We start from the raw sequence: 23,386 nt of genomic DNA on the forward strand, positions 1-23,386 counted from the left end.
AACGATAACTGATAACTGATAACTGATAACTGATAACTGATAACTGATAACTGACAACTGACAACTGACTAATGACTAAAGATATCATTTTTAGATACAATCAATATTCCGCGCTTCCTCATTCAAACCGCTATGCTTAATCCTAATCTGGAAGAAATCCAGTTGACCAAAGACGACTATGAACGCTACTCCCGGCATTTAATTTTGCCGGAAGTGGGTATGGAAGGACAAAAACGCCTTAAGGCCGCCAGTGTTTTATGTATCGGTACTGGCGGACTAGGTTCACCATTATTGTTATATTTAGCAGCCGCAGGTATTGGACGCATCGGTATTGTTGATTTCGATGTGGTTGATACTTCCAACTTACAACGCCAAGTAATTCACGGCACATCCTGGGTAGGTAAACCCAAGATTGAATCGGCAAAAAACCGTATCCATGAGATTAACCCCTACTGCCAGGTTGACCTCTACGAAACTCGCCTGAGTTCGGAAAATGCCCTAGATATCGTCAAGGATTACGATATTGTAGTGGATGGTACAGATAACTTCCCTACCAGATATCTAGTTAACGATGCTTGTGTATTGTTGAACAAGCCCAACGTTTACGGTTCGATTTTCCGCTTTGAAGGACAAGCAACGGTATTTAATTACGAAGGCGGGCCGAACTACCGCGACTTGTACCCAGAACCACCACCACCAGGATTAGTCCCTTCCTGTGCCGAAGGTGGGGTATTAGGTATACTACCAGGAATTATTGGTGTGATTCAAGCAACGGAAACAGTTAAAATTATTTTAGGTAAGGGTAATACCCTCAGTGGCAGATTGTTGCTGTACAACGCCTTAGATATGACATTCCGCGAGTTGAAATTGCGTCCGAACCCCGAACGCCCAGTCATTGAAAAGCTGATAGACTATGAGCAATTCTGCGGTATTCCTCAAGCCAAAGCAGCAGAGGCGCAACAACAGCAAGAAATCCAAGAAATGACAGTTACACAACTCAAGGAATTGCTGGATAGTGGGGCGAAGGATTTTGTGCTGCTAGATGTGCGTAACCCCAACGAATACGAAATAGCCAAAATTCCCGGTTCGATATTAGTGCCTTTACCAGAGATTGAAAATGGTCATGGTGTAGCCAAAGTCAAAGAAGCACTCAATGGACACCGCTTAATTGCTCATTGTAAAATGGGCGGGCGATCAGCTAAAGCTCTAGCTATCCTCAAAGAATCGGGTATTGTGGGGACTAACGTTAAAGGCGGAATTACCGCTTGGAGTCGTGAAGTAGACCCTTCAGTTCCAGAGTATTAAATCGAATAAATGTAGAGAATTAGGACTTAAGCAACTGGCACATGGGGTAGTGGACTGGCAAGACTAAACTTGTGCATTAGCCAAAAACCTAATATCTTATACCAATTCCAAGAATCTTGACAACACATCCAATATCTGTAGGGGCGCACAGCAGTGCATTAGTGTCAACTTAAGGAGCATCAGCCCAAACAAGAGCCGAGCGCGAGTGAATTTGACGATGACGTTTGCGCTCGGCTTTAAGCAAACCAAAAAGCTTGTAATGGGAAACTAGATAATCAACAACATCATTAGTTTCGCCACGGAAAACAGCCGCAGCAAAGTAATACAAACTGCGAAAGACCATCTCCACAGAAATACGTTCAAGTGGCTGAGACAGTGCGAGAGTGCTTCGCACAAGCTACGCGATCGCTATCTGAGGAGATAAATGGTTGAGAACAGTGTAGAAAATCACAGTGGCAAAGATTTGAATCTGAACCCCGTTACGGTCACCAACTCAGATGTAAGCCAGACCCAAAAGTCGTTTAGTCATTTTATTTTCGCTCAATCACCGCAATTAGTAAATAATGTCTAGTTGCTCAACAGTCATGTCTTAACTGTGAGATTGGCAAGCGCATAACTATATTTTAAGCTTAGTGAGAGGATGAGCGATCGCATTTTGGGTGGGGGTGGCGATCGCCATCATCTTTACGAAGGTAATGCTTAAACTAAACAGTTTAGTTTGTTATTGGTTTTCTGCTTGACTGGTCAAGCAGAAAACCACCTCATTGATAGCTACTTAAGGGCAAGCATTAATTGTAATTATTGTTTTGAACAAAAATAGTATTTGATTCGTGATGTCAATAAATATACAGTAAAACTAGGTTTTTCAAGTATAGTAGTGGTCAGACAGCTTAGGATAATGACAAATCTTAAGAAGGTGGCTGTAACAGCTATCCGTAGCAGACTTGTTCTCACCAGGATAGCAGCCGCCATATTAAACAATTCCCCATTATAACGAGAAATTCTCATCACATTACTAGATTCAACCTCATTTTGAGGTTGGTAGTTTTGCTGCTGTGAGTCCAACAAAATATTAAATTTTATACATTTATTCAAGTAGAGAATTATTTATGAACATCTTAGAATTTTCCCTGCTAGTTTGTATTGGCTCGTTCATGGCCGGCTTTTTAGGGTCGTTGACTGGGTTAGGAGGTGGAGTAGTTATTGTTCCCTTATTAACTTCAGTATTTGGAGTTGATATTCGATATGCTATTGGTGCTTCACTAGTGTCTGTAATTGCTACCTCCTGCGCTGCTGCATCTACATATATTAAGAAAGGCTATACCAACCTCCGACTAGGAATGTTTTTAGAAGTAGCAACAATAACTGGAGCCTTAATCGGAGCTTTGATTGCTTCTTTTATTTCTGTCAAAGCACTCACAGTCGTACTGGCAATTGTGCTACTATATTCAGCTTACTTATCTGGAAAACCCAAAGAAGAACACACTGATACTCATTCACCCGACCCCATAGCAACTAATCTCAGACTCAATAGTACATACCCAAATGCTGAAGGACTAATGTCTTACCAAGTTAATAGTGTACCAGCAGGATTTAGCATCATGTTGATAGCTGGGGTGCTTTCCGGTCTACTGGGTATTGGTTCAGGCGCATTCAAAGTTCTAGCAATGGATCAAGCTATGGGTTTGCCGTTTAAAGTTTCTACAAGCACCAGTAATTTTATGATCGGTGTAACGGCAGCAGCATCAACAGGCGTTTACCTAGCATGGGGTTATATTGAGCCAGGACTAACAATGCCCGTAATGTTGGGTGTATTGCCTGGAGCCTTATTAGGGGCAAAAGTTTTAGTAGGAGCTAAGACTCATATTTTAAGAAGCATCTTTAGCGTTGTACTTGTATTAATGTCATTGAAGATGGTTTACAACAGTTTAGCAGGGGGATTTTGAAATGCGTCTATTCGATTTTAATCACCAGGATTCTTTTACCGTACCTAGCTTTAACAGTGACGAGAATGATCAACAAAACATCACTAAATCTGCGTTAACAGAAGTACAATCATTCCAAAATGGTAATAATGAGTATACGAAAAACGAGAACGAGCAGCAATTGGAACTATTGATTGGCAATCTATTAAAATATGGCGTGATTATTGCTTGCTCTACAGTGTTAGTAGGTGGAGTTTTATACTTAGCTCAATGTGGTTTAGAGCCTGCGGAGTACCAATTTTATCAAGGACAACCATCACTGTTATATTGTCCAAGGCTTTTGTGGCGAGGCATTTTGTCAGGTAGTCATAATAGCATCATTGTATTGGGACTTCTACTACTAATTGCTATTCCTGTCGTTCGCATTGTGCTTTCCCTGTTTACTTTTATCAAACAACGAGATTTTACCTACACAATTATGACATTTCTAGCCCTCTCTGGGCTAATTTATAGCTTTATTGGAGCCTATTACTAAGATTTTGGACAATTAAACTTTGTCAAAAAAAATCAAGTTTTGAGTAAAAAATGTGTAACTCTCAAAGGAGATTAACTATGAAACTTTTGAAAATCGCTCTTGTAGTTTTAGTCATGTTAGTTAACTTAGTAATTGCCCCGCCTTCCTGGGCAGATCCTAATTACCAAGAAAACCCTGATTACATTGAAGTGACAAAAACTCTTAAGAACTTACTCTCAAACGCGCAAGGTACTATTCCAGAAGATGTCCAACGCCAAATTAGTGAATTAAAGTTTCAAAAAGACGCTATCAAGTCAGGACTCAATTGGGGGCAATGCCGCAATGAAACTGGTGGAAATCTCGCGATTTATGGTACTGGTAGTGAGGAGTCCGAGGAGTCGGAAAAAAGTCTAATTCAATTCTTAGCAGACGGTCAAACCACACCAGAACAATGGGATTGTCAAGGTGTTTATTTCCCTGGTGATGTCAAGGTTTCAGGATTGGAAAAAACTGGTGCTGTTGCTATCAAGGTAATGGATGGTACGCAACTTTTAGTGAAGAAAGACCCAGACAGTTCTGAATTGAAATTAAATCTTCCATCTGTCACAATCGTTAATCCAGAAGAAAGTAACTGGTTGATTCCCAATATATCGCAAGCGTTTGTTGATTCCCGTATTCCTAATCAATTTAGTGGTGGTGACAATGGTTAAATAAAAGTTGTGCAGATGTCGATGAAAAAATTTTGAATAAGATTTTTCTGTAAACCACAACAGAAATTGAAAGCAGGATTGTTTTGCAACTTTAGTCCTGCTTTCTGCTTGTCTAAGAGGTTATTTATAAAGTAAATATTAAGTAGGGTGTGTTACGGCTATGTCAAGATTTGAGCGTTGGCGAAATTATGAACTAGCCGTAACGCACCAGCAAATACGGTGCGTTAAGCGCTGCTTTAAAGCACCCGACAATTTAAGGTTTACGTTATAAATCATCTCTAAAAATGTGATTGCTATATACTTTGAGAGATTATTGTAAATAGGAATTGGGAGAGTTATTATCACAATTTCTGATGTTTAAAGAACAATAAAAACTCAGAATTAGAATTTATTTACTCTCATCAATTATTTTAGTTTATCAATTTAAAAATAAATAATATTTGATTTTATCCAGTTATAAACCTAAAGTAAAACTAGCCTAAAAAACAGATAACACAGACAGACCTAAGCCAAAACATAACCAACAAATTTAAATAAAGAGGCCAAGGTCAGCAGTAGAAGGAGACAACTATGAAATTTCTAAAAGTAGCTCTTGTAGTTACAGTAATATTGGTTAACTGGGTTTTTGCCCAGCCTTCTTGGGCAGATAAACCCAATTTCACCAAAAATCCTGATTACATCGAAGTTACCAAGACTATCAAAAAATTGCAGGAAAATACGCAAGGTACTGTATCAGAAGATGTACAAAGCCAAATTGACGAATTGCAGTTTCAAAAAGCCGCAATTGAGTCGGGGATGACTTGGGGACAGTGCCGCAATCAAACTGGTAAAACTATAGCAATTTATGGGCCTGTACCTGAAGAGTCTAATTCTAAATATGACAATCAACTTTATTTCTTAGCAAACGATCAAACGACACCTGATGGATGGGATTGTCAGGGCGTTTATCTCCCAAAAGATGTCAAAGTAGCTTCCTTGGATAATACAGGTGCTGTAGCCGTTAAGGTAATGGATGGTACGCAACTTTCAGTGAAGAAAAATCCAGATACTTCAGAATTGGAATTAAATCAGCCATCTGCCAAAGTCATTAATCCTGATGAAAGTAAGTGGTTTATTCCAAATGTATCGCAAGCATTTGTTGATTCTCGCATTCCCAGCACATTTGCAACTGGCGAGAATGATTAAAGCGAAATTGTGACAGCATCTATCAGCTCTACTGAGATAGATGTTGAGTTCCCCAGTGATCACTAGCGCAGAGGGTTGAAACTAAATTCTACATTACTCAAATTTCCGCCCCTGCTTTTCTATTCACAATTATCTGATTAACTTAAATTTTCACATGGTAATGATTGGAGAAACTGAATGTTAGAACAAGTAACTACGCATTTAAGTACAGACTTTTCTCTAAAAACATTAGGAATTTTACTAGTACTAATTGCATTAGAAACTGTTCTGTCTGCTGACAATGCAGTTGCTTTAGCAGCAATAGCTCAAGATATTGAAGACCCACAACAACAACGTCAAGCTTTAAATTGGGGATTAATCATTGCTTTTGTCTTACGGATTTCGTTACTTTTTACAGCAACATGGGTGATTCAGTTTTGGCAGTTTGAGTTAGGAGGGGCGCTTTACCTTTTATGGCTATCCGGTAAGCATTTTTGGAACTATTTTTTCCCAGACACAACAGAAGAAATTACTCACTCTTCTCCAGATAAAAATTATCAATTTGGGCAAATCATTCTCTTAATTGCTTTAACAGATTTAGCGTTTTCTTTGGATAGTGTTACAGCCGCAGTTGCCGTTTCCAGCCAAACTTGGTTAGTTCTGATTGGTTGCATAATTGGTATTTTTACTCTGCGATTTATGGCTGGTTTATTTGTGCGCTGGCTGGCGGAATTTCCTTATTTACTTGATGCTGCTTATTTGACTGTATTTGGTGTTGGCACGAGATTGATGTTTAAAGCATTAATACCAGCCCATGCACCGCCTCAATGGATGATGCTGACACTGATTGCAGTTCTATTCACCTGGGGATTTTCTAAGCGAGTTACACCAGAAGTTCAGGAAGTAGTAAATATTGATAGCTATGAAAAAAAAAGAACATAACCTCAAGTTACACAAATGACATTTCTGTGATGGAGAATAAAGTTATGAACCTAGAATCTGTGACAAATATTAACCACTCAAATTCTGTGTCCAAGCCAGATTCTCCTTGGGAAAATGAGGTGATGAATTTGGAATCGGCAACGGCTATTAAGGAAAAAAAATCAGCGACCAAGGCAAATAAAGATATTCAAGCAATTGTCAGAATAGTTTTGTTACTGTTGGCTTTGAGCATTATTTGTAGTTTCTTTGCGATTGTTAATCCTGGGCAGCGAGGTGTGCTGATGCGGTTTGGCGAGGTGCAACCTGAGATTTTATCAGAAGGAATTCACCCTGTTATCCCGATTGTTAACACTGTTGAACAGCTAAGTATACGAGTGCAAAATCAGGAGATTTCTACTGAGGCTTCTTCTCGTGATCTTCAGAATATTTATACGGATGTGGCGCTGAACTGGCACATTGTTCCCGAAAAAGTCAATATCATTTTTCAGCGTGTTGGTAATCAAGAAGCTATTGTGCATCGCATTATTAACCCAGCTGTGAAAGAAGTACTAAAAGCAGTGATGGCTAGGTATACAGCTGAAGAAATTATTACCGCACGCACAGATGTGAAAGCTGAGGTAGATCGAGCTTTAAGATCCCGATTAGCCAGCTATGATATGGAAGTAGATGATATTTCTCTGGTGAATATTCATTTTTCAGATCAGTTTAATAAGGCAGTAGAAGCAAAACAAATAGCCGAACAAGAAGCCAAACGTGCCGGATTTTTAGCTATCAAAGCAGCAAAACAAGCAAAAGCTAAAGTGAATTTGGCTGTTGGAGAAGCCAAAGCACATCAATTAATTATGGAGTCGCTGACACCAGCAATTTTACAACGACAAGCGATCGCCAAATGGGATGGTAGAATGCCTTGGATCTCAGCAGGTGGTGGTGATAATACCAGGCTCTTCCAATTAGAACTGGATGAAATTGTCAAAGCGGCTCAGACAAACCCCGATCAACAAAGAGTAGAATCTCGCTCGGAACTGACTGCTGCACTGCTTCATGAAAAATAATCACCAATTAAAATGGATGACTTCATCTCTGCGATTTCAACTGGTTTTGCTGCTTTTACTGCCACCAATCTAGACGATATTGTAGTTCTGCTACTGTTTTTCTCGCAAGTGAATGCAACCTTCCAAAAAAAACATATTGTCATTGGACAGTATCTCGGTTTTACGGCACTTGTGCTTGCTAGTTTGCCTAGTTTCTTTGGTGGTAGGCTATTTCCAGAAGCTTGGATTGGACTTTTGGGTACAGTGCCAATTGCTATTGGCGTTAATCGCTTGTTCAATCAGGAAGCTGACGAAGAGGAACCTCCAATCTTAACAGAACAATCCCATGATTCTTGGTTGTCTAGTCTATTTTCTCCTCAAGCTTATGGGGTTGCTGCTGTCACTATCGCCAACGGCGGTGATAATCTTAGTATCTACGTGCCATTGTTCGCCAGCAGTACAGGGGAAGATTTAGGAGTGATTCTCACAGTCTTCTTTTCGTTAGTCGCGGTTTGGTGTTATGCTGCTTATCGCTTCACCCAAGTTCCTGCACTTGCCAAACTCTTCACGCGCTACGGTAGCTATTTTGTTCCTTTTGTTTTGATTGGATTGGGTACTTATATTTTGATTGATAGCCACACATTAGAAAATCGTGGTTTAAGTGTACTGGCAGTGGCACTGATTGGTTTATGTTTAATAGCGGAGGCAAAGGATGCTTTCAAAGATTCTGTATAATCTAGTGCTGCTTCTATGAAAATTAATTGGATATCGTTTAATACCTTTTCTTGTGGACGGTTTTAAAATATCTTTGTCATTGACTACTCATAAAAACTCCATTCACAAGGGGATGGAGTTTTTGATTTTGATTATTTTTTAGAAATCGTAGGGTGGGGATTGCATCGCCACTTGCTTCTACAAGGGAGGTGCAAGATATAAAATTATCTTCTTTCCCTAACATTAGACCTCTTGCATAAATACTTTGGTGTTGCTGACAATACTATTGAAAAGCTCACGCATACCGCTAAGGCGGAACCGCTTGCGGTAGACGCAGAGGCGCAAAGAAGAACGCAAAATATTAACTCGTGAATTTTATATATTCTGGTTGTTCCAGTATTCGTGCAACAAGAGGTCTATTTTTAACAGTTGTTTTTCATGAATTTAGGTGATTTTTTCCTAAAGAAAGAGTGATTGTTCTTATTTTTTTGAAATCATGATATTGCTATTTGACTGTTAGACTCTGGTGTTTACTCTGTTATGATTTGGCTCAAAATCCCTTCATGGCTATGCTTTTAGTTCGTTACGATCGCAAAATATTTCCCTGGATACTAATTTGATTGGGATTCTCAATTCTGATAAAAAGCGGCAGGTTTCAACTTTTACCAAAATGGTAATGCTTTTTCATGAGATTTGAGCGATCGCAATTTAATTCATCTTGATATTTGTAAGTGTAATTACACAGATGAAAACCAAAACTTAGAGAAAGAGTTTCTGTAAACATAAGTAAGTTATCAATTTTATCTATGATTAGGAAAAGTAATAATGTTTGCTTTGAGAGGTTGATTAGTTTTATATTGGAGACAATGTGAATTCAACGCAGATAATCAAGATAAACAACCCAAGTAGGAAGATATCAAGCTAATCTCAAACAAGTATTTTTATGATGGAGTAGATAATTTTTTTGCTTCCTACTATCACCAATCATACCAAAACATTGGTACTACATTTTTATGAAGATATCAACATTCAGTCTCAAAAATTCTAATCTTATAAAATTAGAGTTTTTGTACAACTCTGTAGAAAGAGCGAGTTATACCTTAAGCACCAATCTTTTAGCTCAAAAGCTCATCGCATCTGCTTTATTGTTTCTGGGTGTATGCGTCATCTCTTTTGGTTCTATCTTAATTAAATTAAGTGAAGTAGAACTCAGCCCCAATACAACAATATTTAATCGCTTTTGGATTGCTAGTGTAGTTTTCTTGTTGTTGCATGGATACAAAGCAATACATCAAAGATTCTTCAGTGACAAACCTGTGGAACAACAGTTCTACACTGCTAAGGATCTATTGCTACTGCTGAGTGCTGGTATTTTTTGGGCTATCACTTTGGGTTTGTTGGCTTGGTCGCTCACTCAAACAAGTGTGGCTGTCTCTGCTATCTTACATAATCTCGCGCCTATATTTACTAGCATGGCGGCTTTCCTGTTTTTTCGCCAAAGTTTTGACCGCATATTTTTCATCGGTATGGTGATTGCGATCGCCGGCGCAATTGCTATTGAAGTTGAGGAAATGCACATTGCTACTAGTGAATTCCAAGGAGGTTTAGCTGCTATTGGCTCGGCAATTTTTCTCACTGCATATTTATTAACAATAGAAAAATTGCGTGCTAAATTTGACCCTATGACAATTCAGTTGTGGATTTGTGTAATCGCTTCGTTAACTATCTTACCCATACTTTTGATAAATAAAGATCAGCTGTTCCCCTCTTCAGTAAATAGCTGGCTTTGCGTTACTTCTCTAGCCCTTCTATGCCAAGTTGTAGGACAAGGACTGATAACTTACAGCCTTGCTAGGTTTTCTTCTGTAACTGTGTCCTTGGTACGTCTACTAGATCCGGTCTTAAGTAGCCTTTATGCTATTGTGATATTTTCGGAAAGATTAAGTTTCACTAACTGCTTGGGTTTTATAGGCGTTTTAATCGGTCTGTACTTAGCCGTATCTAACCAAGTTGTTAATAATTCGCTCTTTAACCCCATCCGTGAAAGGTTAAAGTGATGGCGCTTTTGTCAAGAGGGTGGGGTATAGGGGAAGAAACACAACTATTCCCTTTTTTTCCTTTCTATCACCTGTCACCTGTTACCTGTGTTGCTTGAGAGATGAGCGATCGCTGTTTGGGAGGGGTGGGGAAAGGGCGATCGCATTTATGTTTTTGGTGGTTTTGGTGGTCTAGCTATAGCGGCGGAATTACCTCCTTCAGAATTTTCCTTTGGCTTTTGAGGTTGTTTATCTTTTTTGATTGGTTTTTCTACATTGCTACTTTGACCTTGGGGTTCTTGAAGTTTAGTTTTAGGTTTTGGCTTGGGTTTTGGAGGATCAATAGAACTACCTGAATTTGCAGGTGAAGACGGAAGTTGATCAATTCTACGACTACCTTCCCATCCCATTACTTGAAGTGGATTTGGTAATACACGCCGTTTTCGATAAGAGTCGAGACTCATATAATCTGGATTTTTTGAATATTCCAAGCTATTACACTGCAACATTATCAATAACATCCTAATACGCCGCACTTCCTCAAAAGAACTGGCTTGTTCTTTCTCATTTTCATGAATATATTGAAAAATATAGGTTTCAAAAGCGTTGATACAATCTTGTTTTTGAGTAGTTGTATTCAACCTTTCTCCTAATTCCCATTGATTGTTATTTGTGAATAATTGTTTGTAACGAGTGTGACGATGATCTAAAGATAATTTATCAATTTTTAACTTAATTGCTCCCATTCCTAAAGGTTTACCCATTCCTAAAGATAAACAGTATTCTGGTTGTTCTGCTTTATCAATTACCCACAATAAAGCCCCTAATTCAATATTGCTTAGGTTCTCAAAATAAATTTTGAAAGTAAACTCAACATCTGGGTCTATAGGTTTAATTAAACTGGTTTGTGTATCTGAATTTTCGGGAACTTCGATTTTAGATGGTTTATGCCAGTATAGCTTATGTCCACGAATAACAGTTTCTCCTGCTATAGTCTCTCCTGTTTCAGTTTTAGTTGGTGGTATACTAGCATAGTGTTTGAGATTTTGCTGATAGGCTTTAGTGTCTTTTGGTTGTACTAGATAGTGCTGAAATGTAGTAGGTTTTGGACTTGAGAGAAGAATTTGCTGAGGTTCTTTATTAAAACATGATTGTGCTTTTTCTTTATATTTTTCCTTTATTATCCCATCAGTGATAAATACTCGACTAGCACAAGTTTTTTCTCTAGGTGGTTCACCATTTACATAACCAAAAATTGCTTCAGCAATATCTGTACATGAAGTATCTCTTAATTGTGAGGGTACAAAATCTAAGGGAGAATTTTCGTAAGGTAAACGGAACATTTGCGCTCGTCCTAAAAAACGAACAGTTTTTCTATCATTATTTAGCAAGAAAAATACAGGTTCTCCATCTCTAAGATATCCATTTTGTTCACGACAATCAGGAGAAGGCTTATCTTTTGGAAAGGCGGTTTCTTGCCATTTTGTTACCTGGTCATCATCTTGAAAGCGTGATATAATATCCTCATCTACTGGATATCTACCTAATATCTCATCTTCTAAAAAAACAAATTCCAAATGTTTATGTGGCATATCACCAGTTATTACTAACTTTGCTTTTTTAAAATTAGGAACTTCTTCCCAACTAGCAGATGTAACTTGACGATAGCGCAGGTAAATATCAGGATGGCGTTTTATGCCGTTAGTGTTAAATTTCTCTTCAAAAAAATGATCTTTTTCATTTATATCAATATCAACATAGATAGTTTTATATTGGTATTGCCAATTAGGAACTTTTTTTGAGCCAATATTTCGATATAAATGAGAATGAGAGAGATTAGTAATTACTGATTTTACAGAAGGATTGTTAAAGTCAAAATTAATTCGTCCATAACCACATTCTTCAATTATGTATAAACTTCCTTGAGTTCGTAAAAAACCTGCATGAATTTTAGCATGATAGCAAGGAATCATTTTATTAGGTTTATTTGGATGTGGTAATTCAAACTCTTCTATGAAATGATTAGTATAGTTTTGTCTATCAGCTATTGATCTATAAAATAGCTTTTTGTCAGTTACTCTATCAATTTTGCTAAAACTAACAATCTCTACTAAAACCCTAAGCATTCCTCGTATGCTACTACCAGGTATAACAGGAAGATTATCTAAATAACTAAAAAATGGTGCAAGAATTTCTTTTCTTTCTTTCTCCCACTTCGCTTTTTCTTCTTTTTCCCATCTTTCTTTTTCCTCCTTTGTAGTAGATTTTGGAGGTTCTGAGTATTTAGCAAAATTTTCTGGAGTTAATCCACAACGAGTATAGAATATAGATTTTGTTGTTAATGTACATTCAATACTACCAGTATGACGATCAATTTTAATCTTATTCTCATCAAATTGATGTTCAGTATATTGATGATAGCAATTATATTGAGGTAAAGGTTGAGCGTTAACTATGTCTTCTGGTAATTCTATAAAGTTATATGGTGCATGAGCTATACGATTTTGGTCTGTGATTTTTTCAATATGTTTAGGATTCATTTTTTAATCTCCTTAAAAGTAAACTTTAACTAAACGACTTAGATAAATACGAGCAACACCTGAATCATCTTCATTAATGTAATGATGAACAGTTAAACGCAAAGGACGTTCATTGTTCTTGAAATTAATATCAGTTAAAGGTACAGCGTGTCTTAAACCTTGCTTTTCATCGGAAACTAATGTAAAACCATCTTTTTCTTGCTCTTTTTGTGTTCCCCACAGCATTTGATTTTCAGTAATATAATAATCATCCTTGTTCAAATTATTATCTTGAATTAAACGTGCTTTAAAACCTCCGTCTATTTTCCAAATCATCACTTCTGATTTATCACCGAAAATACGACATTGTTGTAATGTATCAGGATGTAATTTTGGGAATTGTGGAAAAACACTATCCGCAGTTATTAAGTGATAGCCTTTATTAAAATGTCCCCATATTACACCATCATCAGCATGAGCTAAAAGGTATTTTAATTGATTATCTTCAGCTTGTTTTTCTAACCATGCTTTCCATACTTTAAAATCAGAATTATCTGGTATTTCTAAAGGATCACATTTTGGTTTATTCATTTGTTAACTTCCTCATTTAATGCAGAAACAAATTCTTGTAAAGATTTAGCATCACTTACAACTAAGTTATCTGAAGATTTTTCAATAGTAAATGTTTCAGTTTTTTCTTCTCTTCGTAAAGTAATAGTTGCATCTTTACCTTGCAATCTCCCTCTACCAATACTGCTTGTACCTCCTACTGGTAAATCACCAGTCCATAAGTCTTTTAGTAATAACAACAGTAACCCAACTTCGCAATTTTCTGGATTACGTAATTCAAAATTTAATTTTAAATAGGTTTCATTATTAGGAAATATTGGCTGTTCATTAAATAATGCACCATGCAAAGTTCCACCTGTAAAACGGTCAATAGCTATACGATTCTGTACTAAATCTGTATAGTTTTCAATGACACTTTCATGAACAGTTAAACGACTAGCTTTTGCTTCTGAAGTTTTATTTTTAGATAAATCTGAACCAAAGATATCTTCAATAATACTGACATTTTTACCAATTGTATTAATGATACGTTCTGCACGATGACGTAAAACTCCAGCTAAAGATGTACCAGATAAAACAGGTTTTGGTTTTAATTCTCCATTACGTCGTGATTTTAAATGTACTACATCGGGTGCTTTATCACTGGATGCTTGACCAGAACGAATTAATAAAGGACTAGCAAGGGTAAATGTAGCATCAATTTTACAGAACTCACGCTGATCATCTTTTTCATCCAGAGATACATTTAATGCTTGTGCAATTGATGTATGAGTTGGATAATCAGGAAATAAACCAGAGTGCCAATGTTCAAATTTTAACCAATCTAATCTTTGTTGATGATCTGTTAAATCAAATTGCCATACTTGCCACTCGTTGACATGACAGCGACCAAAACCACGATGCTTTTTGATTCCTAAGCTGATTTCACCTTGTTCTAAACCTTCAACTGGTTCTAAACCTTGGAGGGCGATCGCTAGTCCTTTTAGTAAACTAGACTCATCAGATTCTTTTTCTATCAATAGCTCAAAACATAGAGGAAATTCTGTACCTGCTTGCAAGAGTTCTAAATCATATTTCTTTTTAGGTTCTGCTGTGCGAGTGACACTATCAATTTTTACACCATCTCTTAATTCAGGTTGGATAGGAGAAGTGCTAATAGAATCATCTATAATTAAAAGACTTTGGTTATCTTGATTTCGCTTTTCTATTCTTTCTTTTTCATCAGGAATATTTATTTCATTTTCATAAACAAATAAATCACCAAATAACTTGCTTACTAAATCATTACGCAAATCATTTTGATTATCTTTTTTAGAAAATTTGCGTAAATAGTTCCTTAATGCACCAGCTATTGATGATCCTGTTAGCAATGCCAAATTACTATTAAGATTGTCTCTTAATAAAGCCAAGTCTATTGGACTATCATTATCACCACTTCCTAAACAAGTTGGTGTATCCAAGATTAAATTACCTCGTATAATAATACGTTTAATAATCTTGCGGTTATCACTTCTATGAGCTAAGTCCATTATTTTTTTCATCCTTATTTTTATCTTTCATAATTTTTTTGGCTATTGCTATAATTAGTCGCAGTGTATATTCAAGAGATAAATCATTATCAAGACTTACTTGTTGTTCAGCGATGGTAATAGTAGGTAAACCCTCATCATTAACTAGAGAACTATGTTGTGTATGTGTAGCCCAAGCATAGAGAATCCAGTTGTGATAATCAGTAGCTTGTTCACCATCTAACTTATAATCTCTCAACAAAAGACGAATTTTTTCATCGAGACTTATACCAGATATTTTTGTTTTTTCAAATTGTTCCCTGGCGTTTTTGGTCAGGTTACTAGAATTTTTATTTTTACCAATAAATTGATATAAGTCATCAGGATTTTTATTAAATAAAGCCTTTGTTGCAATATCTATTAGACGTGAAAGCTGACTATTTTTGATTGCATTTCTATCTTTTTTATCTTGAGGTATGTTAACATTAATGTTTTCTAACATTAAATCATCTAGTTTTTGTCTTAGTATTCTTTTTCCCATCTTGATAGCAATTTCTTTAGATGTGTGATTTAGACTTTGGGGTTCATTTAAGTTGTTATCATTATATTTTTTCCCATCTAAGCCAACATCAGAACTGCTATAGTTTTGTAACCAATTAAATGCTAATCTACCAAAACCATCTACTTTTCTTTCACCAATACCTGCGTTTTCAATTTCTTCTAATTTCTTCACAAATTCCATTCTTTTAATTTTATCTGGAAATTGAGGTATTTTAAATACAAACACGCTACCAGAAGAAAATGCTGAAACTTGGGGTAAAGGTAAGCCCCATTTACGATTAAAACCTCCAACTATTACGCTATTAGAATAAGTATCTAAATGTTTTAACTCTGGATGTAGTAAGTTAATCATTGTATTAATGAAAAGCTCATTATGACTACTTACTTGTCCCCATTCATCCCGTAAAATAACATCACTTAGAAGCGTAACAACTAAATTTTTTTGGCTATAAAATCTTGTCTCTAACTCATTTTTGACTTCATCCCATATAGTTTCATCATTATCATCATGTAAAATTTTAACAGTAACATGACCATAACCTGCACTTTGAGAACCACCAAGCCATAACTGAACTTTTTCGTTTTCATCAGGCGATGTTAATAAGGATTTGATAATAGGTGCATCATCGTCAACATCACATAAAATTACACCTTGAAAAATTTGTCCTGCGTCAATAGCATCGTAACGGAATACAGAACCATTGCCTTCAATACCTTTACCTCGTTGCCTATGTCTTTGATTATGAATATTGATTCTTCTTTTTTCACTATAAAGTGAAATCGAACCATCCTCGATAATACAAAAACTATGGCTTATTCTTTGAGGTGATTTTATTGTACCTTTAATATCTGGATTACTGCAATTATAAATATGAATTGTCTCTGAATTATCGTCTTTTTTATTTTTCTGGTTTTTCTCTTTATATAAGCATAAAGATACAGGTAAAGTTCTTCGTTCTTTAAACAGATATGCGTTTAAAAATCGAGTTGTGCCATCAAAAAATAGTCTTTGAATGTCATGATTTTGTAGAATATCCGGTTCTTTACATGAGTATTGTTTAAGATATCTAGAAATTAATACACCTCGAATCATACTTCCAGGAATATAAGAAAAAGATACATCACTGTTAGGATCGCCTTGAAGTGAGGTTGCTAAAACTGGTTGTTGGGTATGTAGTAAAAAAGAGACTGCTTTCATTTAACTTTTCCAAAATTCTCAATGTATGTACGAGTAATATTTTCTTCTTGGTAGTGTAAGGTACACTGTACATGACCAAGCCCTCTATTACGTCCAGTACCGATACGTCGCAGTGCAAGAGTAGCTACTCCTAAAGCTGCTAACATATCAGTTGTTGGGTTTTCTTCAAAAAATAATAGTGCTTGAAAAGATGGGGAAAATTGAGGTTCAGGGCGATCGCGTACTATTACACGGAGTGAACGTAAACTGTGGTCAGCAGCAACACCATTTGTGGGATCAATAGCTGTTTGCTTGCGAATAGCAGTTAAAGAATTTAGTATATCTTCACGAGTAGGAATACCATCATTTAGTTGTTGTTGTTTTGCCACTGCATAACGTAAATCTTCAGGTAAACAAGCATCACCAACGTGCATTTTGGCCATGTTTTCATTCGTACTACCAGCTTGACCAAATAAATCACGTCTAACTTTTAACCAATGATTACGTTGATGTCCTTCAGGTAGCACAATTACTAAATTATCACATTCTTCACTTAATAAACCTTTTAGGGTACGCCCTCTTAAAAAAGGAAAACCATATTGATCATGTTCTACTTCTTGGTCAACTAAACCAGCAACTCCATCTCCACGCCCAAAGGTTGTATCACTCAAAAGTTTAATTTTAATTGAGTACATTTTTTAGTCCTCCAAAGAGATATAAAAATCCATTGCTTCAATTGCATCAAAATAACCACAAGCTCCATCTATCCAACCACATTGTTTTAACTGATTATTAGCTTTGATAAAAATTGGTAAATCATCGTCGCCATAAGCTTTTAAAAATTGTTCTGTTGCTGTTTTTCCTTCCCGTAAAACTTCCCGGAGAGCTTTTACTTTATTACGTTTATCTTTCCAAGGTTCTTCTTCTTTAAATTGTCTAATAACTTCTGCAAAATCTGTCCATGTTAACCAGTCAGATCCATATTCATGGGATCTCATTGGCCTAATTGTTAATTTTTCACCATTGCGTGCTTTATATTCTCGTTCACGAATTTGATCAATTGTTCCTAAAATACCACTAGATGCAATATGCCAATCAAGAGCAGAAAATATTGGCTCTTTTTTGGAAGGATTATCAATTTTTTCGCTAACAAAATTCTTAGCACTTTTACATAATGCTTCACTTAATTGATAGGCTCTAGCAAATGGATAATGAGTTTTCACAATCGCAATACCAGCACAAGCTGTAGCTTTAGATGTTCCACCTTTAGCGTTGGGTAAGTTTTCTGTGTGCTTTTCAAACTCCTTTAAAAATTTAATTGCAAGTGCTAAACCCAAACGACCATCACAAATAAATGTAACGTCATCTCCACCATACACAATAGGACGAAAAGGTAAAAATTTATTTTTAATACTAAATTTTTCTTTAACTATTGAGTCAATGAGTAACTCAACAACGGCTTTTAAAGATTTAATTGCAGCTTCATTTACGCCCCAAGATAGTTTACGCATAGCAATAATATAATTTTTATTAGCCTCTGACTTATTTTCCTGGTCTTGAGATTTACTGTAATCTTCAAATCTTTTACCCATTTGATTACCGTCAATATGAACAATCGCCATGTAACTACTTTCTTGCTCTGTTCTTCCTAAATCATCAACATCTAAAGGAATTTTAAATCTTGCTAACTTATCAGAATCAAAAATAATTTTCTTTAGTTCTTCATTAGCTCCTTTAACTGTATTATCATTAGTTTTTGCAACTATCTCTCTGGATATTGGCTTAGGTTCACCATCAATATCTCGCATTTCTACAGCAACTAATCCTGTGGAAATACAACTTGCTGTAACTCCTAAACCTAAAACGGGTGAAGATGTTCTTGCTTCTCTTTTTTGAGTGTCTAATTTATTTTTTTTAATTTCATCATCAATTACTTCGCGTAATAATTTTTCATTCCAATCAAATTCTTGGTGTGCAACTACAATATTTAAGCCTGGTGCTTCATTGAGAATTTTAAAACTCAGTTTACGAGTAAATTCTTTTGCATAATCAATTTGCTCAACTTTTCTAAAAACTAATACTGTATTACCTCCTCCAGCATAAATTAATTCAGCCATTATACTTTCATTGTCATGAATCAGTGGATTAAATTCCTGTTTGCTTTTATCGGGAATATGAATATTTTCTGGAGAAAGACTATCTAAGGATTTAAGTATTTCTTCAACCCATTTATCCGTTGCTGATTTAACTAAATAGGAAGCTCCAACATTTTCTTTTAATCTGTTGCTGCCAAAAATATAACGTTGGATACCAGTTGTATCAATTACCGTTGCAATGTATTTATTCATAACTATTATTAATAATCCTTACCTTGAATCCAATTTGTAATCTTCGGTGATAAATTCATGAGGTGATTAATTCCAAAAACAGCTATTTTATTATCCTGAGTAAGAATCTTCATCTGTTTTTCCAAACGTTTCGTATCATGGTGTAAACATACTAAAGCTACCTTAGATTCTGCACCACCTAACTGTCTGGCTCTAACATAAGCCTCAAAAAGTTTCTCTTTACAAGTATTATCATGAATAGATGTTGTACAAGAAATTGCAAATAATTGGTATCTTCTTCTAAAAGCAACATCAAACTCAAATTTATCCCACATAGCATTTTTATTATCAGGATCTTCAATATGAAATGACATTGCACTTTCATCTATATTAAGATTAAGAGAATCAGGTATTTGTTGAATTTGCCATAATACATAATGTTCTAACCATCCACAATTAAGCCATCCGCAAAAATCTTGATAACTGTTAAATCCAAGATTTTTAGCGATTTTAAGATGAAGTTGCTGTCCAGATATTCCCATATATTTTTGAAAAACTTGTTTAATTTTTTGAGGAACATCATTTATATTTAATGATAGTTTCTCTAAATCTGATTCTTCTTGCCAATATTTATTGGCTTTTTTTGCTTTGCTAAGTTCATCCTTACACCATGATTGATAACTGTCAGCAACCTCTTTACGATAATGATAATTTTTATTTTCGTATATTACAATAATTTCTTTAGCTGCATCATACAGACTAGGTTGGAATATTGGTGCATCATGCTGTTTCCATCTCAAATCATGTAATTCAAAGAGTCTCTCAAATGGGATATCAACTTTTGTTTTAATTTTTTTATCAAAAATATCCAATCGTATTGGAGAACTATTTTTTTGATCTATTAGCATCTTTAAGTTACGTGGATCTAGATAACTAAATTTGATTTCAGTAGAAATATCAGATTCCAAAAATGCTTGATAAGCATGGACAGCCATCGCCTTTGTGCCACCTGTATAATTTAAAGCAAAACAAATTTTACTGGGATCTTTTCCTGCCTTAATATTTTCGTCTTTAATTTCTTCTACTTTATTTTTGATAGCTTTTCTGATCTCAAATGCGTTAGACTCATGCTTACCCAAAGGAAGTTTGTCATTCTCATCAAGGTTTAAATTTTTCTGTAATATTCTGGCTGCATCTTTAGTGTGTTCAGTGTAAACAAGACAAGGTTTACCACCTTCTCTAAGTAGTGTTTTTGCTGCTACGTAGTTTGGTAAAGGATTTTCACCAATTAATAAAAAAAGATAGTCAACTTGGTGATTTTCCCAATTTAATGGATTGTTTATAGTCATCATTACCTCTAATTTACGTTAACTATTCAGACGAGCGCGATCGCCCTCTCTTACTCCCTCCTACACAACGCCACCAAAGCCTGCGCTAAAGCCTGCACCATCGGACGCTGCGATACATCCTCGCCACGCATTAATCTATGCACCGTACCCCGTAAAATTGGCTCTCTTGACGCAACCACATCATTGTTCCCAAAAAAGTCGCTGAAAACGATCGCAATAACTTGCAACTTCAACTCATCACACAACCTTTGCCAAGGCTCGATTTCCGCTTCATCTTTGACTAAAATCACCGCATGGGTTGCTTCCGCCATCATCAAACGGTTCTCGTCAGATATTCTCCCACCAACATCAAAGACAAATATCGGCGTATTCACTCCCCTCACTTCCTGCGCCTTTAGTTGGGCGAACTCTGGCGTAAATCTAGCTTTGTATTGTGCTTTCATATAAGCCGCTAAATCAGGATCGCGCCTAGCTGTTTCACTAAACCAAGAACCGTCACCATCAGGACAGCCAGAAATACAATAGGATTCCGGCGCATCGGGAATCTGCGATAGTGCTTGTTTTAATCCTTCTCGGAAGCAGGTCTTTCCTGTATTTGCAAAGCCACATAAGACTACTTTCAGATGGGTTTGTGACTGCGACTCTCGCACCACATCCAACACATCCCCGACTTGATAGTTAGGATTTCTGCTAACTGTGACTACATATCTATCAATTCCTGGTGCGCCTATTTTCGGATCTAATAAGGCGATCGCATCATACAATCTTCCTAACCTATCCCCTAACACCTGACTCACTAATACAGAAACTCGTCCATTGATTTTGATGAGAGTACCACCGGGTAATTCCCCGGTAGCAATCATCTCATCTAACTGCGCCGCCACATCGCGGACTATGCGATCGCCAGTTGCTGGTATAATTCCGAATCCTACTCTGAGAATATCACCTTGTAGCCTGATCTGATAGTTACTCATAATGGCAGCTTAAAACAGCTCCAAGACTAATCTTTGAGCTACTTGTCTCCTAAATCTCAATCTATCAAGTCTCCCAATTTATAACTAGGGTTATGTGTGACACAGATCACATATTTTCCTAATTTAGGATCATAAAAAGCCACCGCACCATAGATATGCGCCAGTTTATGCGCGAGAACAAATGCTACAGGGATAGATATCGGGCCATTAATTCTTAGCAATGGGCCGCCAGCCAGTTCTCCCGATGCAGCCATTTCTTCTAATCTGGCGGCTGCATCACGCACAATTTGGTCATTTTGGGCAGGTTCCCCAAAACTGACTCGCATAATGGCATCTTTTAGCTCGATTTTATAAGTACTCATATTTATTCACTTGTTGTACTCGATTAGAACTTATGCACCAAAATTGTCTGTTCAAAGGACGTAAGAGTTTTAAACAGCTACACCCTTACTTAAGCTATCGATTTTTCTTTTTCATGCGTAACTCTTATGGATATATCATACAAGTACTTGGAAATAGCCTTTTCCAGGCACTGGTATTCTAAAGACAGTTATTAGTTGAGATTGATCCAGTGTCTGAATTAATATTTCCAGATGTCCCCAATGTAGAATTATTACAATGGCTAGCACGCGGTTCACTCAAACAAAACCTGCTGCGGGCTATGCGGTTGTGGGTGTGGTTGCGATCGCTTTACGGCGACCCTCAAGACCGTTTACCATTGCATGATGGGTTTATTTATGCCCAATGGCGCATCACCTTCTTCAGTCCCACCCATCCCACAGGAGACGAAGTTCCCCAACTGCACGATCCTCAATGTCCATGCGCCAAAACAAGCGCCCAGTGGCTATTTAATGAAAAAACAGGAATTGACGCTAACCAGTGGCAAGAAATATTATTAGCTCACACTGGCATAGAAGAATCTAAATTAGCAGAGATATTAAATAAAAGACTGTTTGGTATCACTCGCCGTTCTTTGCAAGGTGACTTAGAAACCCTAGCAGATTTGGGTTGGTTGGAATATAAAAATGAAAAATATTACCGTGTAGAAAAATTTCCCCCGCGTCCAATTACTGTGAAAGATGATACAGATTATAGTAAAATCGGGGCGTATGAATTGAACTTTCTGCACGAAGACTTAGTTGCGATCGCGCAAAATCATTCTCACAAAATTAATGGTATCCAGCGCTTTTTCCTACAACTAGATTACGTCATTCCCCTTAGCACCATCGACTTAGTTGAAGATTGGCAAGACCAATTAAGAAAACTATGGACAAACACCCCCGTACCTCCCATTCAACTCACCTATGACAGCGCTAGGTTAGGGAAATTTGTGAACTGTGTTGTGTATCCAGTTTGCATTTATTATATGCAAAGAGCAGTTTACCTCTGTGCTTATGGTGAAAGTCCAGACCGAAAAACTGACTGGTATAATTTCCGTCTTGACCGAATTCAAAACATCACATCCTTAGAATGGGATGATGAACGCATACCCCAAAATTTGCGACAGCGTTATCAACAACCATCTTCCTTAAGCCCAGATTATATTGCCCAGGAAATGGGGAATGCTTGGGGGTTTGATTTTTACTTACCATCCCGGCTGATGTTGCTGAGATTTGACCGTGAATATAGCGATCGCTACATTCAAAATACCATCCGCCACAAAACTTTTAAAGCCATCACCAAAGAGCAAGCACAGCGTCTAATTCGTCGTGAAGTCACCCAACCAGAAAACCAACAAGAGTTATTAAATATATTAAACAACCGTTCTCCACAAGACGCTTACTACCAAGTTTATTACCGCGATCAAGATAACGGTATTATCATGCGTCTACGTGCATGGCGACCTAAATGTGAAGTCATTTTTCCCTTTGATTTAAGACAAAAAATCGCGGCGGATGTAGCGAAAGAATTTCAGCTTTATCATCAGGGCTTGGGGACTGGGGGAGATGAGGGAGATGAGGGAGATGAGGGAGATGAGGGAGTAGGGGGAGATGAGGGAGATGAGGATAACAACTGACTAATGACCAATGACTAATGACCAATGACCAATGACTAATGAC

20 protein-coding genes and 1 pseudogene are annotated in these 23,386 nt (G+C 36.8%); 10 read left to right on the forward strand and 11 right to left on the reverse strand.

Annotation, left to right across the window (positions count from 1 at the left end):
- Positions 1–132: 132 nt before the first annotated feature.
- Entirely contained in the window at positions 133–1,305 is a 1,173-nt protein-coding gene (moeB, locus tag H6G83_RS02430; protein WP_190466375.1) for a molybdopterin-synthase adenylyltransferase MoeB, read from the forward strand.
- A gap of 169 nt (positions 1,306–1,474) precedes the next feature.
- Here the strand turns inward: moeB and H6G83_RS35120 are convergent.
- Positions 1,475–1,834: pseudogene (locus H6G83_RS35120) on the reverse strand (IS4 family transposase); the annotation flags it as partial.
- Between the two features lie 580 nt (positions 1,835–2,414).
- On the opposite strand from H6G83_RS35120, the gene H6G83_RS02440 reads away from it, so the two are divergent.
- The 7 genes from H6G83_RS02440 to H6G83_RS02470 all read left to right on the forward strand — a co-directional run bounded on the left by H6G83_RS02440 (position 2,415) and on the right by H6G83_RS02470 (position 8,326).
- A complete protein-coding gene (locus H6G83_RS02440; RefSeq protein WP_190466381.1) occupies positions 2,415–3,251 on the forward strand; it encodes a sulfite exporter TauE/SafE family protein in 837 nt (278 codons plus the stop codon).
- A 1-nt stretch (position 3,252) separates the two neighbouring features.
- Positions 3,253–3,765, forward strand: coding sequence for a DUF1634 domain-containing protein (locus H6G83_RS02445; protein WP_190466383.1), 513 nt, complete (start codon positions 3,253–3,255; stop codon positions 3,763–3,765).
- A gap of 77 nt (positions 3,766–3,842) precedes the next feature.
- Entirely contained in the window at positions 3,843–4,454 is a 612-nt protein-coding gene (locus H6G83_RS02450; RefSeq protein ID WP_190466386.1) for a hypothetical protein, read from the forward strand.
- A gap of 570 nt (positions 4,455–5,024) precedes the next feature.
- Entirely contained in the window at positions 5,025–5,639 is a 615-nt protein-coding gene (locus tag H6G83_RS02455; protein WP_190466389.1) for a hypothetical protein, read from the forward strand.
- A 177-nt stretch (positions 5,640–5,816) separates the two neighbouring features.
- A complete protein-coding gene (locus tag H6G83_RS02460) occupies positions 5,817–6,560 on the forward strand; it encodes a TerC family protein (protein ID WP_190466392.1) in 744 nt (247 codons plus the stop codon).
- A 44-nt stretch (positions 6,561–6,604) separates the two neighbouring features.
- Complete coding sequence (locus H6G83_RS02465) at positions 6,605–7,612, forward strand: prohibitin family protein (RefSeq protein ID WP_190466394.1); 1,008 nt, start codon at positions 6,605–6,607, stop codon at positions 7,610–7,612.
- Positions 7,613–7,624: 12 nt separating this feature from the next.
- The gene (locus tag H6G83_RS02470; protein ID WP_190466396.1) at positions 7,625–8,326 is read left to right on the forward strand and encodes a cadmium resistance transporter; all 702 of its coding nucleotides are present in this window, start codon (positions 7,625–7,627) and stop codon (positions 8,324–8,326) included.
- A 634-nt stretch (positions 8,327–8,960) separates the two neighbouring features.
- Here H6G83_RS02470 and H6G83_RS35770 read toward each other — a convergent pair.
- Positions 8,961–9,089: a hypothetical protein gene (locus H6G83_RS35770; protein ID WP_277876271.1), complete on the reverse strand. Its 129-nt coding sequence runs from the start codon at positions 9,087–9,089 to the stop codon at positions 8,961–8,963.
- A 229-nt stretch (positions 9,090–9,318) separates the two neighbouring features.
- Here H6G83_RS35770 and H6G83_RS02475 point away from each other — a divergent pair, with 229 nt between their 5' ends.
- A complete protein-coding gene (locus H6G83_RS02475) occupies positions 9,319–10,362 on the forward strand; it encodes a DMT family transporter (protein WP_190466398.1) in 1,044 nt (347 codons plus the stop codon).
- Positions 10,363–10,508: 146 nt separating this feature from the next.
- Here the strand turns inward: H6G83_RS02475 and H6G83_RS02480 are convergent, their stop codons facing one another.
- The 9 genes from H6G83_RS02480 to H6G83_RS02520 are packed head-to-tail and all read right to left on the reverse strand — an operon-like array spanning position 10,509 to position 21,688.
- Positions 10,509–12,881, reverse strand: coding sequence for a TIGR03986 family type III CRISPR-associated RAMP protein (locus H6G83_RS02480; protein WP_190466401.1), 2,373 nt, complete (start codon positions 12,879–12,881; stop codon positions 10,509–10,511).
- A gap of 12 nt (positions 12,882–12,893) precedes the next feature.
- Positions 12,894–13,451, reverse strand: a complete 558-nt coding sequence (gene csx19, locus H6G83_RS02485) for a type III-D CRISPR-associated protein Csx19 (protein ID WP_190466403.1) — start codon at positions 13,449–13,451, stop codon at positions 12,894–12,896.
- The gene (locus H6G83_RS02490; protein ID WP_242044388.1) at positions 13,448–14,971 is read right to left on the reverse strand and encodes an RAMP superfamily CRISPR-associated protein; all 1,524 of its coding nucleotides are present in this window, start codon (positions 14,969–14,971) and stop codon (positions 13,448–13,450) included. The genes csx19 and H6G83_RS02490 overlap by 4 nt, the downstream gene beginning before the upstream one ends.
- A complete protein-coding gene (locus H6G83_RS02495) occupies positions 14,943–16,697 on the reverse strand; it encodes an RAMP superfamily CRISPR-associated protein (RefSeq protein ID WP_190466404.1) in 1,755 nt (584 codons plus the stop codon). Before H6G83_RS02495 ends, H6G83_RS02490 begins: the two co-directional genes overlap by 29 nt.
- Positions 16,694–17,371 (reverse strand): RAMP superfamily CRISPR-associated protein, encoded by a 678-nt coding sequence (locus H6G83_RS02500; RefSeq protein WP_190466406.1) that lies wholly within the window; start codon positions 17,369–17,371, stop codon positions 16,694–16,696. Before H6G83_RS02500 ends, H6G83_RS02495 begins: the two co-directional genes overlap by 4 nt.
- Positions 17,372–17,374: 3 nt before the next feature.
- Entirely contained in the window at positions 17,375–19,024 is a 1,650-nt protein-coding gene (locus tag H6G83_RS02505) for a Cas10/Cmr2 second palm domain-containing protein (protein ID WP_190466409.1), read from the reverse strand.
- Positions 19,025–19,032: 8 nt separating this feature from the next.
- Positions 19,033–20,352 (reverse strand): Card1-like endonuclease domain-containing protein, encoded by a 1,320-nt coding sequence (locus H6G83_RS02510; protein ID WP_190466413.1) that lies wholly within the window; start codon positions 20,350–20,352, stop codon positions 19,033–19,035.
- A gap of 50 nt (positions 20,353–20,402) precedes the next feature.
- A complete protein-coding gene (locus H6G83_RS02515) occupies positions 20,403–21,326 on the reverse strand; it encodes a CRISPR-associated protein Csx3 (RefSeq protein ID WP_190466416.1) in 924 nt (307 codons plus the stop codon).
- Between the two features lie 56 nt (positions 21,327–21,382).
- Positions 21,383–21,688, reverse strand: a complete 306-nt coding sequence (locus tag H6G83_RS02520) for a CRISPR-associated protein Csx3 (RefSeq protein WP_190466419.1) — start codon at positions 21,686–21,688, stop codon at positions 21,383–21,385.
- A 209-nt stretch (positions 21,689–21,897) separates the two neighbouring features.
- Here H6G83_RS02520 and H6G83_RS02525 point away from each other — a divergent pair, with 209 nt between their 5' ends.
- Positions 21,898–23,343: a TIGR03985 family CRISPR-associated protein gene (locus H6G83_RS02525; protein ID WP_190466422.1), complete on the forward strand. Its 1,446-nt coding sequence runs from the start codon at positions 21,898–21,900 to the stop codon at positions 23,341–23,343.
- Positions 23,344–23,386: the final 43 nt, after the last annotated feature.

Origin of the sequence: Anabaena azotica FACHB-119, assembly GCF_014697625.1 — a bacterium.
GTDB lineage: Bacteria > Cyanobacteriota > Cyanobacteriia > Cyanobacteriales > Nostocaceae > Trichormus > Trichormus azoticus_A.